The organism is Colwellia piezophila ATCC BAA-637, assembly GCF_000378625.1.
Taxonomy (GTDB): Bacteria; Pseudomonadota; Gammaproteobacteria; order Enterobacterales; family Alteromonadaceae; genus Colwellia; species Colwellia piezophila.
This window is the reverse complement of the sequence record NZ_KB905165.1, coordinates 39985-52383: the sequence shown is the minus strand read 5'-3', so window position 1 is coordinate 52383 and position 12399 is coordinate 39985. Positions and strand designations below refer to the sequence as shown.

Here is a 12399-nt window from a genome sequence, read left to right as displayed (position 1 = left end):
ACGCTTATTTAGTTAAGTAGCGGCGCTTTCACCAAGGATTGTTCAATACCATCTAACCAGGCTTTGGCATTGAATTTAAGTGGTTGATTAAGGGACTGACTCAAGGGTTCATCAACATTGGGTGCTGACTGTTCGGATAGTTGCTTGTTAAGATTTTGATTAGCTTTATCGGTTAATTTTCGATGCTTGAGCTGAGCCAATAAACTAGTATTCGTTATAACTTGCGTTTCAATATGATGTTTATCATCACGAAATGCCAACGCCTTTGGCTGTAAAACGTTGCTTAAGCGTAAATCTGCTAGGTTGTTATCAACAATGCTTTGTACTTGATTAAATTGTGTAAGCTCATCTAGGTCTGTTAAGGCTAAGGGCGCTTTTTTTGGCAGGTTAAATTCTTTTCTTAATACGGAGTCTGTTGGTATTATTGGTAAAGTCTCTTCTGCCTTTGGCATTAAGAATTGACTCTGTTCACGTACATCTTGGGCTAACATTGCCAACATCAAGGTAAAGTCGGCACGGCGAGCTTCTAGCACACTATTATTTAACTGCTTGCCAAGTTGTAGCTCATGCAGCAAAGCATTTGAACAGTGTATTCCAGGTGTTAAATCACCATGCTTACGCTGTTCAAATGCTTTTATATTTTGTGTAATTGGTTGAGCCAACTCGACAGCCAATGCGCTAATCTCTTAAGTATCAATGTTTGATAAATAAGTTATCGGCTAAAAGTAAAAAACATTTAGCCGATTAAGTCATTATTATAAAGATTTTATAAATATCTTATAAAATTAGCTAACCTCTTCAATTAAGTGCACTGGCTTTAACGGCCAAGTTAGCTTAAACGATGCGCCACCAAGTTCACTATCACCGATAGAAGCTTGTCCTTGATGCCACTCCATAATACGAGCCACAATCGCTAACCCTAAACCAAAACCACCCGTTTCTCTGTTTCGAGATTGATCGCCCCGAGAAAAAGCATCAAAGATGACTTTTTTAAACTCATCTGATACGCCATCACCGTTATCTTCCACGCAAATTTGGCATTGGTCATTTTCAATAGACAGTGTCACTCTGACTTTATCATTACCGTATTTAATGGCGTTGCTGATAAAATTGTTAACAGCCCGGTCCATAAAGTGGCTATCAAAACAAACAAAATCATCTGGCAAGTGATTAATAAACTCAATGGTGTTTACAAATTGATCATGACTGGCGATTTGTGTTTGTACTAATTGACTAAGGTTGTTTTTAGAGAAATTAAGCTGGGGCTTGTCATTATCAAAAGCGGCATAAATAAGCATTTCATTAATCAACTCTTCTAACTCACAAACATCGTTACTGATCTGTTGCAGATACTTAGCTCTTTTTTCATCATCTTTAATAGTGCCAAGCATTTGCAAGGCAAACTTGGTGCGCGCTAATGGCGTTCTTAATTCATGGGAAACCGCATTAGTTAATTCTTTATGGGCCTCAATTAAACGCCGAATTCGTGCTGCCATCATATTAAATGAGCCTATCATTGGCGCTATCATAGTGGATTTTGCCGCAGGTGCTTTACTGTCGAAGTTTCCTTGACCAAAGGATCGCGTCGCCTTTTTAAGCTGCTCCAAATCCCGGGACATTGGCCATAACCAAATGAATATAATGATACCAAAGGTAGCAAGAATCATAACCCTGTAGGTTGCTTTTACTCTTGGCCTAGTAGGCATTTTTACCGGCCCTAGGGTAATAACTGAGTCCGAGTTTTCAAGTAAATAATGAATGACTACCTTATCATCGAAATGATAAATATGGGCACTTGAATGTGATAAAACATGATGATCGGTGTGATCAATGTCTTCGACTCCCGCTAGAGATTCTAACTTTAACGGTAATCCCCAGCGTTTTCCTGCGCCGGCAATTATCTCCTCCCACTCTTCTTCAGGGTGTTTTTGCACATAATCCCCAGTAGCCATCATCAGGGTTTTATAACCTGTATAAGACTCAATATCTTGCTCGAGATAAGATGTCCATACTTCATCGAGTGCCCAAGAAAAAACGATAAAGGTGGAGATAATAAAGAAGTAAAGATTGAAAAATGAACGACCGAGTTTCATCAAAGTTCCTTTTAACAGAGTGTAATACCAATCCGCATAAGAAAGTGGTCGCTTAGCGAGAATTTATAGGCTTATAAGCAAGGCATTGATTGTAGGTAATGGTTATTCCCTTATCAAAATCAATAACGCAGTATATAAGCCTTTAAAACTCGCCCTCCGGGAGCACATGTGCATCATGATAACTTCGCAAAATATACTCGATATAGAATAACTATAACGACGCATATTTTACTTGTTCTAATATCGCGCATGCTGCTCTAAGTAAGCACTTCTTTATACGGAATGGTAAAATAAAATGAGCTTAATAAAAAGGCCTTGTAACTACGAAGAAGTAACAAAGCCTTGATAATTTTAGTTACTAGATACCCAGTGACATAATTGCCAAGGGCTAGCTCCAAGCATCTGGCACAAATAAGTAACCTTGTCCCCAAATTGTTTTGATTCTAAATGGTGTATCTGTGCTGTCATGTAATTTTTTACGTAAACGAGAGATGCGAACATCAACACTTCTGTCTAAGCCATCATATTCACGGCCAATCACTGCTTTATAAATATAATCACGGTTTTGTACTTCACCGGCCTTACTTGACAATAACCAGAGTAAATCAAATTCTTGACTGGTTAAGTCAACATTTTCATCATGTAAGGTAACCTTACGTGAGGCTTTATTGATATAAAGGCCACCACAATTAATTTCACCTTTCTCGTCACTTTGGTTAGGTAAATCGCCGCGACGTAATAAAGCAGTAATACGTGCGAGTAATACACGAGGCTCTACTGGCTTGATAACATAATCATCAGCACCAATTTCTAGGCCAAGTACTTGGTCAAAGTCAGTACTTTTTGCGGTAAGCATTAACACTGGGCCAGTAAACTCAGGACGTAAATCACGACAAACAGCAAAGCCATCTTTACCGGGTAACATTACATCTAAAATAATAAGGTCAGGAGAAAAAAGTTTTACCCGTTTAGCGACAGTATCACCACGAAATTCTTGTTTAACATGAAAACCTTCACTGGTTAAAAAATCAGTGACTAGGTCAGACAATTGGCGGTCATCTTCAACCAATAAGATTTTTTTTACGTCTGGGTTACTATCTAGCATGTTCATTTCCTTATTTATTACACGTTATATCTTTGTAAAGATAATAAAACTGTACTCACAGTTTTCTATATTGTTTGACTCATTTAGGGGTAGCTTAAACAACTTATTACGGTTAAACAATAGCTTCTACCAGTTGTTACGGTTAAATTACATTTTATAACATCAAGCGAGAAATAAAACTTGCGAGAAGAGTGATAAACCCGCAAGATCATCAGCTAAAATCACCAAGCAATACAAGTCGATATTATTCGCTTAAAGTCATTAGGAATTCTATGAAAATCATCAGTTTTAATATTAACGGCCTTCGTGCTCGCCTTCACCAATTGCAAGCGATTATCGATAAACATCAGCCCGACATTATCGGCTTACAAGAGATTAAAGTTCATGATGAAGTTTTCCCTTTAGAAGCGGTTGAAGCCATGGGTTACCACGTATATTTTCATGGCCAAAAAGCCCATTACGGCGTTGCCATGTTATGTAAAAAAGAAGCTGACTCTGTTCAGCGTGGCTTCCCTACTGATGATGACGAAGCACAACGTCGAATGATTATGGTCTCAACCACCAATGATAAAGGTGAGAAAGTAACGGTATTAAATGGCTATTTCCCACAAGGTGAGAATATCAGCCATGAAACAAAGTACCCATACAAACGTAAGTTCTATCAAGATTTAATGACTTATTTGAATGACAATCATACCAAAGACGAAAATGTCGTTGTTATGGGTGATATTAATATTTCACCGCTTGATTTAGATATAGGTATTGGTGAAATAAACCGTAAACGTTGGTTGAAATCAGGTAAATGTTCATTCCAATTAGAAGAACGTCAATGGTTAAGCACTTTAATGGATTGGGGGTTTATCGATACTTTCCGACAATTGCATCCGGATACTACCGAGCGTTATTCATGGTTTGATTACCGCTCACGCGGATTTGATGATAATCGCGGTCTTCGTATTGATGTGGTATTGGCAACAAAGGCTATGGCTAAACAATGTGTAGAAGCCGATATTGATTATGAATTACGTGGCATAGAAAAACCCTCTGATCATGCGCCAATTTGGTCAACATTTTCTTAAGGCTTAGCTTAAATGAGTACTGAAACGTTTGACCGAGAGTTAGACTTAGACCTAGCGAAATACCGCTGCCCGCTTTGTCAGCAAGCTTTATCGCTTGTTGATAAAAGCTACCGTTGTGAGAATAAGCATAGCTTTGATCAAGCCAAACAAGGTTATGTTAATTTATTACCCGTTCAGTTTAAGCACTCTAAAGAGCCTGGCGATAACAAAGCCATGGTACAAGCAAGGCGTGCATTTTTAGATAAAGGTTATTACCAACCTCTACTTAACAGCATGCTAGCCTTGTATAATAAGTATGGCGATAAAAGCGCTGCCGTTTTTGATGCCGGCTGTGGTGAAGGTTTTTATACTCATCAACATAAAACCGAGCACAATAGTGTTTACGGTGTCGATATAGCCAAAGAAACCATTAAGATTGCGGCAAAACGTCATCAAGATTGTTTTTTTAGTGTTGCGACGTTATCTGACTTGCCTTTTAGTGATGGGGGCTTTGGTTGGCTTTATAGTGTTTATGCCCCGATTTTAGAAAATGAATTTAGTCGTATTTTACAAGACCAAGGATATTTATTGACGGTTACACCTGCCGATAATCATTTATTTGAACTTAAATCATTGATATATCGTCAAGCGACTAAACATGACACATCGAAACAAGCTATTGAGCAACTTACTTTAGTGGAAGAACAACGCTTAAACTACCCAATGAATTTTGAAAACAGTGAAGATGTGCTGAATTTATTAGCTATGACACCCTTTGCGTTTAAAGCAAGCGATGAGGTACTAGAACAACTAAGACAGTTAAAGCTGTTTAGTTGCCAAGCTGATTTTGTACTGCGCCTATATCAAAAGACTGAGTAATGAATACCTAGGGAAATTAAACCTTGAGTAGTAAAAAGAGTAGGTACTTAAAAGACTGAGTGTTGAAAAGGTGGTCTAATCAATAAATAGCTCATCGTGAATAAGCCACGAAAAATGAAATAATCTTTACCAACATGATATTTTATCACCCTAAAGTAACCGCTATTACTTTATGGTGGTAAACGTTAATTGTAAAAGTTTCGCAAGATCGATATAACGTGGTTTATAAGTCGCTAGATCCGCGATAGCATTGTCATTTTTAGAACCAAGGCCTTTTTTTTCAGTAACTTGCTGTTTTACCTTCGCCAAACCACTGTGATACCAAGACGCCAGTGCCGGCGGTAAAAACTTATCAGCCTTGACGCCTGAAAAGACTAAAGCCTGTACCGGCATACTGATTAAAAACAAACCATAAACCAATGCTTGAGGTAGTGCCTGCATCGCATTATTAATCGAACCTTGTCCCATCGGATACCCTGAAGCAACATAGAGCTGCATAATAAAAGTAAACATGGCTAACGCCGGAAAATAGCGACAAATAAAGCGCGCACTTTGCACACCTCGATAGTCTTGGAAATATTGCGTTAATTCCGGCTTATCAGGCCAAAGAGATAAATATTTTTGACCCAATTTAATGAGCTGTACTACGGATATATTCATTAGTCTACTATAGCAGCTACTCTTTATAAGCAACAGTTACAAATGTAACGACGAGTTAACTGCATAAAACGATGGCAATCACAATTAAACAAAGCATTTATTACATAACATCAAGTTTTTTAGCCAGCGCCAACGTTATAATGATTCAATAGCGTTTACTTTTACCAAAAGACATCAGACATGACTCAACAAAAATCACAGAGCGCCGTTCCGGCAAACTCCAATGCAATTTTAGTGATCAACTGCGGCAGCTCTTCAGTGAAGTTCTCCTTGATCAAGCCACAAAGTGGCGAGACACTATTATCTGGTTTAGCCGAGTGCCTACTCAGCAACGATGCAATAATTACCATCAAGCAAGGTGGGAATAAAAAGTCCTATAAACTTGCTGCGCCCTTTGATCACCAATCTGCACTTGCGGTCCTGGTCGCACAATTACAACAGTTACATTTAGTTAAAGATATTTGTGCAATAGGTCATAGAGTGGTTCACGGTGGTGAAACGTACTCTCAGCCCACATTAATAACCGAACAAGTGGCTCAGACGATTGCTCAGTTAGCAAAACTAGCGCCATTACATAACCCTGCGAACCTTATCGGCATAAAAGCTTGCCAACAAGCTTTTAAAAAACTACCGCAAGTAGCCGTTTTTGATACGGCTTTTCATCAAAGCATGCCAGAAAAAGCGTTTATTTATGGCCTGCCCTATTCACTTTATCAAGAGCATGATATAAGGCGATATGGTTTTCATGGTACCAGTCATTACTTTGTTGCTAAGCAGGCAGCGAAGCTGTTAAACAAGCCCCTCGCGCAATGCAACTTGATCAGCGCGCATTTAGGCAATGGCTGTAGTGTTACCGTAATCAAGCATGGTAAAAGTGTTGATACGAGTATGGGCATGACGCCTGGCGAAGGGGTCATGATGGGGACTCGCTGTGGCGATCTCGATGCCGGTATTATCTTCCACCTGGTCGAAAACTTAGGCTACTCAATTAATGATGTTGATAAGTTAGTTAACAAAGAAAGTGGTTTATTAGGGGTTTCAGGTTTGAGCAATGACTGTAGGACATTAGAAAATGCCATGCTCTATGAAAATAATAGCCAAGCTAAATTAGCGCTGACCGTTTTTTGTTACCGCATTGCTAAAAGCATTGCTTCTTATAGCGCCAGTTTAACGCAACTAGATGGCCTTATTTTTACTGGCGGTATCGGAGAAAATTCAACTTGGGTACGTGCTGAAATAGTTAAGCAACTTGGCTTATTAAATTTTTATCTTGATGCAGACAAAAACCAAACCACACGATTTGGTGCCTCAGGCAATATTGCCACTAAAGACTCTCGACCTTGTTGGGTTATTGCCACCAATGAAGAATGGGTAATTGCCGAGCAATCAGCTCAATTACTAACAAATTTAGCTCAGTAACCACTTCAAATGCAGAATAAATAGGATTAAATTTATGCCACATAGAATTATGTTAATCCCTGTTGGCTCAGGTGTAGGCTTAACCAGTGTAGCGTTAGGTTTATTGCACGCTTGTCAGCAAAAAGGGATCAAAGTAGGACACTTTAAACCCATTAGCCAACCTTCTCGTAATAGCCTAGCTAAAAAAAATAAAACCATTGATGCCATTAGCTTATCGCAAAATAGCACCAGCATATCCCTTAGTTATGTAGAAGCTAAAATGGGCGATGGCCAACACGGAGTGGTATTAGAAGAAATTGTTGCCAATTTTGACGCCTTTAAAGAAGATCATGACGTGGTCATTATAGAAGGTTTAGTGCCAACACCACGACAACCCTACGCTGGGCGTATCAACCGTGATGTTGCCCAAGCACTTGGGGCTAATATAGTCTTAGTGGCCAGCCCAGGAAATGACAGTGCTGATGAATTTGAAAACCGACTTGAAGTCAGCGCTGAAACCTATGGTGGCATAAAAAACAAACATCTCATTGGTTGTGTTATCAATAAACTAAACTGCCCAGATCAAGAACAATATGGCTTACTGCCAAAAGAAGAAGAAATTGAAAGTGACTTTAATTTAAACCACTGGTTAGATTTAGACATTTTTAAAAACAGACACTTTGATTTACTCGGCACCATAATGTGGGACATCGATCTCATCGCTCCGCGCATCTGTGACATTAGTAACTATCTTGATGCCAAAGTCCTTAATGAAGGTGATATGGCACATCGCCGTTTTCGTAGTGTCGCCTTTTGTGCTCGTACTGTCTCAAACCTAGTCAGTTACCTAGTCCCCGGTCGCCTTATTGTTACTCCAGGCGATCGCACTGACATCATCATTGCCACCTGTTTATCTGCATTAAATGGTACTAAATTAGGCGGCATGATATTAACAAATGGCTTTGAACCATCAAAACAAGTTTGGGAGTTATGTAAGCAAGCCTTGGAAGCAGGTTTACCGGTATTGTCTGTACCATGGGATACCTGGCAAACATCACGTCATATCATGAGTTTTAATCCTGAAATACCCCAAGATGATATTCAACGTCAGGACAAAGTAAAACAGCACGTGGCCGATAATTTAAATAGCCGTTGGCTAGAAAGTCTCACCTCTAAAAACAATAGTTATAACTTACTCTCACCACCGGCTTTTAGACATAAATTAACGGAGCTTGCTCGCCAAGCGAATAAACTTGTGGTCTTACCTGAAGGTACTGATATCCGTACCATCAAAGCGGCAGCAATTTGCTGTGAACGAAAAATTGCTCGCTGTCAGCTTATTGGCAATAGAGATGAGATATTACAAATTGCCGAACATCAAGGTATTAACTTACCTGATAATTTACTCATAACAGATCCCGAAACCATCAGAGCTAACTATGTTGGCCCTATGGTTGAACTTAGAAAAAATAAAGGCCTTACGGATGTTGTTGCCCTAGAAAACTTAAAAGACAATGTTGTATTAGCTACCATGATGTTACAACTAGGACAAGTAGATGGTCTAGTTTCTGGCGCAGTTAATACCACAGCAAACACCATAAGACCCGCTTTACAATTAATAAAAACCGCACCTAATAGTTCTTTGGTTTCGTCAGTTTTCTTTATGTTGCTGCCTGATCAAGTACTGGTTTATGGTGATTGTGCTATCAACCCTGAGCCTAACGCAGAGCAATTAGCTGACATCGCCATCCAATCAGCTGACTCTGCAAAAGCATTTGGTATTGAGCCAAGAGTCGCCATGATAAGTTACAGTACTGGCAGTTCAGGTCATGGAGCCAATGTAGAAAAAGTGGCCAAAGCAACTGAAATTGCCAAAGCCAAGCGACCCGATCTAATTATTGATGGACCGTTGCAATACGACGCCGCTATTATGGAAAATGTCGCTAAGAAAAAAGCACCAAACAGCCCGGTAGCAGGTAGAGCGACTGTCTTTATTTTCCCTGATTTAAATACCGGTAACACTACCTATAAGGCAGTACAGCGTTCGGCGAATTTGCTAAGCATTGGCCCTATGCTACAAGGCATGAATAAACCTGTTAACGATTTATCACGTGGCGCATTAGTCGATGATATTGTTTTTACCATCGCCCTAACAGCAATTCAGGCGACACAATAAAACGATAAGCAACCCTATAAGGTTGTTGATAAGCGCTTGTTTTATCAACAACCAACGAGGACTAAGCTTATTTGAGGGTGTTTAACCAGTTTAAACTATTAATTTAATAGCAATAAGGATCTAACAGATAGTTTTGATCACTTATCTTATTTCATAGGATTTAAAACTCAGTTAGACAAAAAACAACCTACTCACTTTCCCTTTACTTAACAATGACAAACATCGCTTACAACAAGTTATCCACAACAATACCCACAGCTTCTGTGGATATTAATTTTTACGATACCTCTTCATTTACCGCCTAATCATCCTAGTAAAACCTTCGTAAACAGTCGTTTTACTCATTTTACAGCTTAAACCTAGTATTTTCAGTACTCGTTGAAACTTATACGATCTCAGTTTTGAAACATTAGACATTACAGCAGGTAAGAAATACTATAGTTACACTATTGCAATTAACGTTAGGATCTAAATGACACAGCTAACACTTAGACTTATCAACGAACACTTCGCCATACACAGCTTATCTCAAAGCTCCACCATCCCCGGTGAAGTATTTAGTGCCCGTATTTTCTTTATCGCTAAAACTTTCGATGAGATATCTATTGTTCTACCGCAAAGTATTGCTCTGGTGAGCGACGAAGTAGAGCTAAATTGGCGTGCACTTGAAGTTGTAGGTCCATTAGCTTTAACGATGACGGGTATTTTATCGAATATATCGACAGTATTAGCTAATGAGAAAATAAGTATTTTCGCTATCTCGACTTTCGATACCGACTATATTCTTGTAAAAGATGCATTCATCAATCAAGCAATTGCCGCGCTTCGTGCTAATCTATACACTATAATATAGCGATAAATCAGGCATATAAGCAGTAAATTCACGGGGACACTCAATGCTTGTTCGGTTTCACTTTGATATTACGCCGCTGGGTAGACACAATTATTTTCCGCTTATGATAAGCGTTATAACTTTCGGGTGACATTATGAGTAGACCTCATGGAGAATGCTTCATTACTGTTGATGATGACATCATTTATATAAAATCTGTTGGTGCTTTTAACCTAGAGGGCATAATTCAAGCATACCAAGATATAGAGTCCATCATTATCAGTCTTGGGGAGAACAGATTTAAAGTATTAGTAGACTACACCGAAATAGAAGGGGCTACACCAGAGGCTTTTGACAAACTTAATGAGTGTAATGAATGGTTAAATAGTCAAAACTTGATCGCTAAAGCAGTCGTTATTCATTCGCCGGTCAACTTAACATTATTAGAAAGTAGAGTTCCTGCCAGAAGTTTACAAAATGATAAGAATTTTGATAACCAAAGTGCTGCAAAAGAGTGGCTTAAACAACAGCAATAACATACTGTGAAAGCAGTAAAAAAACACCGTTGGTTGTGTTTCGTTAATCTACATTTTAACCAACATTTATTTGCCCCTTATTGGCGGCATTATAAAACCTAAGGAGTTAGTGATGCCAACAAATAAACATAAACGAAAAGCTTCAGCTCATCCCAAGTCTAGAGCCAGAGCAAAAAGAATTCTACAATTAACTTCACACCCCAAAATTTTTGCTTTAGTTGGTTGGTCCTTTGTTACGGTAGGTATATACCTATTGGCTTTTGAATCCCAAAGTAATGCCATGTTTGGTTTAGCTATGCTTGCGCTTGTTGTCGGTGTGGTGACAACAATTTATGCGAACTTTGCTGCACCTAAGAAAAAAACAGATTAGATTAGTACTTCGCGGTCAAATAACAAGCAATTAAAGCCGTTTATTAGGTCATGCTTCGCGACATACGTTAAGAAAAACAATATAGAAAGCCCCTTAAAGTGTTCGTTATACGACTGTGAATAGTATAATTTCAAACTATTGAGACATTTGATGAACAATATAATCCTAGAATCAATTATCACCTGCCCAACGTGCGGAGCTAAGAAAGAAGAAGTTATGCCTACGGATGCTTGCCAATATTTTTATGAGTGCACATCGTGTCATGAACTATTAAAACCGCTAGCGGGCGATTGCTGCGTTTATTGCTCTTTTGGTACCGTTAAGTGTCCTCCGATACAAGAAAACGGAACTTGTTGTCCTTAATTCAAAAAATAGTTGTTTACTATAAAACATTTAGGCAAAAACTTTAGTCCGCTTAATACGGCGGTAAGTACTAGGAGTACAAATGGATATTGTCGATACACTGCCTGCAGAAGAAAAAAAAGAGCCATGGGGATTTAATGGTTGGTTGCTCTTACTTGGTTTGGGGATTCTGCTCTCTCCAATACGGTTGATTAACAATTTTTGGACTTCCTATGCGCCAATAATTGCTGATGGCACAATGGAAGATATATTATTTAATGCTTCTTTAGGTTTTAAATCCATCGTTATTATTGAAATAATAGCGAATATTGGCTTTTTAATTTTATCAGTGTATTTAATTAAATTATTTTTCAAAAAGAACGTTATATTCCCTAAATGGTATTTGATTTTCGCCGCCTGTACCATGATTTTCCTTTTGGCAGATACCCTTATCCTTAGCCTGATGTTTCCTAATATTGAGTTCCTAACAACTGATGTTCAAACAGCTTTAGCAAGCTGTGCTGTTGCACTTTGCCTTTGGTCGCCATATTTATATCAATCAACAAGATCAAAAAATACATTTATTCACTAATATATTGAATACATTTATTCACTAATATATTGAATACATGTATTCAATATATTAGTGAATATCGGGAGTATAATTCATGGAAGATGTTGTAGCAGAAGCGGGTCGGCCTTTATTTCGGTTATGTTATTATTTATTTCGCGGCCTGCTTTGGCTAGCTTGGGATTTATCAATTAAAATAATAGCGTGGAGCATTGGATGGGGAATGTTGCGGTTTATCACCGTGGGGAGATATCCAAAACATAAATTTTCAGAGCAAAATAAAGCCTCATTTTGGCAAGCAGTTTTTATTGAATTTATTGGTCTTGGTTTATTAGGATTAGTTGTGCTTAGTTTTTCAAATTTAGCTTTTCACTAAATT

General features: G+C 38.5%; 14 protein-coding genes. 10 read left to right on the top strand and 4 right to left on the bottom strand.

All coding sequences use genetic code 11. From position 1 onward, the window contains the following. Positions 1–8: 8 nt before the first annotated feature. The 3 genes from F580_RS0110615 to F580_RS0110605 all read right to left on the bottom strand — a co-directional run bounded on the left by F580_RS0110615 (position 9) and on the right by F580_RS0110605 (position 3198). Positions 9–662: a VC2046/SO_2500 family protein gene (locus F580_RS0110615; RefSeq protein ID WP_245560615.1), complete on the bottom strand. Its 654-nt coding sequence runs from the start codon at positions 660–662 to the stop codon at positions 9–11. A 123-nt stretch (positions 663–785) separates the two neighbouring features. Further along, a complete protein-coding gene (locus tag F580_RS0110610) occupies positions 786–2093 on the bottom strand; it encodes an ATP-binding protein (protein WP_019027708.1) in 1308 nt (435 codons plus the stop codon). Between the two features lie 388 nt (positions 2094–2481). After that, on the bottom strand, positions 2482–3198 hold the full coding sequence (locus F580_RS0110605; RefSeq protein ID WP_019027707.1) for a response regulator: 717 nt from the start codon (positions 3196–3198) through the stop codon (positions 2482–2484). Between the two features lie 272 nt (positions 3199–3470). Here F580_RS0110605 and xthA point away from each other — a divergent pair, with 272 nt between their 5' ends. Together xthA and rlmA are read left to right on the top strand one after the other, a co-directional pair. Beyond that, the gene (xthA, locus tag F580_RS0110600) at positions 3471–4277 is read left to right on the top strand and encodes an exodeoxyribonuclease III (RefSeq protein ID WP_019027706.1); all 807 of its coding nucleotides are present in this window, start codon (positions 3471–3473) and stop codon (positions 4275–4277) included. Positions 4278–4289: 12 nt separating this feature from the next. After that, positions 4290–5135 carry a 23S rRNA (guanine(745)-N(1))-methyltransferase gene (rlmA, locus tag F580_RS0110595; protein ID WP_019027705.1) on the top strand — a complete coding sequence of 282 codons (846 nt, stop codon included), beginning with the start codon at positions 4290–4292 and terminating at the stop codon, positions 5133–5135. 165 nt (positions 5136–5300) lie between these two features. Here rlmA and yfbV read toward each other — a convergent pair whose 3' ends face one another. After that, a complete protein-coding gene (gene yfbV, locus F580_RS0110590) occupies positions 5301–5795 on the bottom strand; it encodes a terminus macrodomain insulation protein YfbV (protein WP_019027704.1) in 495 nt (164 codons plus the stop codon). Between the two features lie 180 nt (positions 5796–5975). Here yfbV and F580_RS0110585 point away from each other — a divergent pair, with 180 nt between their 5' ends. The 8 genes from F580_RS0110585 (at position 5976) to F580_RS0110555 (ending at position 12396) form a co-directional block, all read left to right on the top strand. Next, complete coding sequence (locus tag F580_RS0110585; protein WP_019027703.1) at positions 5976–7214, top strand: acetate/propionate family kinase; 1239 nt, start codon at positions 5976–5978, stop codon at positions 7212–7214. 34 nt (positions 7215–7248) lie between these two features. Continuing rightward, positions 7249–9369, top strand: a complete 2121-nt coding sequence (gene pta, locus F580_RS0110580) for a phosphate acetyltransferase (protein ID WP_019027702.1) — start codon at positions 7249–7251, stop codon at positions 9367–9369. Positions 9370–9841: 472 nt separating this feature from the next. Beyond that, positions 9842–10222 carry an ACT domain-containing protein gene (locus F580_RS0110575; protein ID WP_019027701.1) on the top strand — a complete coding sequence of 127 codons (381 nt, stop codon included), beginning with the start codon at positions 9842–9844 and terminating at the stop codon, positions 10220–10222. A 134-nt stretch (positions 10223–10356) separates the two neighbouring features. Next, complete coding sequence (locus F580_RS0110570; RefSeq protein ID WP_019027700.1) at positions 10357–10737, top strand: hypothetical protein; 381 nt, start codon at positions 10357–10359, stop codon at positions 10735–10737. A 112-nt stretch (positions 10738–10849) separates the two neighbouring features. Further along, positions 10850–11107: a hypothetical protein gene (locus F580_RS0110565; RefSeq protein ID WP_019027699.1), complete on the top strand. Its 258-nt coding sequence runs from the start codon at positions 10850–10852 to the stop codon at positions 11105–11107. 150 nt (positions 11108–11257) lie between these two features. Then, positions 11258–11470, top strand: a complete 213-nt coding sequence (locus tag F580_RS26860; protein WP_083926971.1) for a GDCCVxC domain-containing (seleno)protein — start codon at positions 11258–11260, stop codon at positions 11468–11470. An 82-nt stretch (positions 11471–11552) separates the two neighbouring features. Continuing rightward, positions 11553–12041 (top strand): DUF2569 family protein, encoded by a 489-nt coding sequence (locus tag F580_RS0110560; protein WP_019027698.1) that lies wholly within the window; start codon positions 11553–11555, stop codon positions 12039–12041. Between the two features lie 76 nt (positions 12042–12117). After that, positions 12118–12396: a hypothetical protein gene (locus tag F580_RS0110555; RefSeq protein ID WP_019027697.1), complete on the top strand. Its 279-nt coding sequence runs from the start codon at positions 12118–12120 to the stop codon at positions 12394–12396. The last annotated feature ends 3 nt before the right edge of the window (positions 12397–12399 follow it).

Excerpts from the sequence above, each read along its gene's own strand:
- F580_RS0110610 (WP_019027708.1), bottom strand. The coding sequence starts at position 2,093 with ATGAAACTCGGTCGTTCATTTTTCAATCTTTACTTCTTTATTATCTCC.
- F580_RS0110605 (WP_019027707.1), bottom strand. The coding sequence starts at position 3,198 with ATGCTAGATAGTAACCCAGACGTAAAAAAAATCTTATTGGTTGAAGAT.
- xthA (WP_019027706.1), top strand. The coding sequence starts at position 3,471 with ATGAAAATCATCAGTTTTAATATTAACGGCCTTCGTGCTCGCCTTCAC.
- rlmA (WP_019027705.1), top strand. The coding sequence starts at position 4,290 with ATGAGTACTGAAACGTTTGACCGAGAGTTAGACTTAGACCTAGCGAAA.
- yfbV (WP_019027704.1), bottom strand. The coding sequence starts at position 5,795 with ATGAATATATCCGTAGTACAGCTCATTAAATTGGGTCAAAAATATTTA.
- F580_RS0110585 (WP_019027703.1), top strand. The coding sequence starts at position 5,976 with ATGACTCAACAAAAATCACAGAGCGCCGTTCCGGCAAACTCCAATGCA.
- pta (WP_019027702.1), top strand. The coding sequence starts at position 7,249 with ATGCCACATAGAATTATGTTAATCCCTGTTGGCTCAGGTGTAGGCTTA.
- F580_RS0110575 (WP_019027701.1), top strand. The coding sequence starts at position 9,842 with ATGACACAGCTAACACTTAGACTTATCAACGAACACTTCGCCATACAC.
- F580_RS0110570 (WP_019027700.1), top strand. The coding sequence starts at position 10,357 with ATGAGTAGACCTCATGGAGAATGCTTCATTACTGTTGATGATGACATC.
- F580_RS0110565 (WP_019027699.1), top strand. The coding sequence starts at position 10,850 with ATGCCAACAAATAAACATAAACGAAAAGCTTCAGCTCATCCCAAGTCT.
- F580_RS26860 (WP_083926971.1), top strand. The coding sequence starts at position 11,258 with ATGAACAATATAATCCTAGAATCAATTATCACCTGCCCAACGTGCGGA.
- F580_RS0110560 (WP_019027698.1), top strand. The coding sequence starts at position 11,553 with ATGGATATTGTCGATACACTGCCTGCAGAAGAAAAAAAAGAGCCATGG.
- F580_RS0110555 (WP_019027697.1), top strand. The coding sequence starts at position 12,118 with ATGGAAGATGTTGTAGCAGAAGCGGGTCGGCCTTTATTTCGGTTATGT.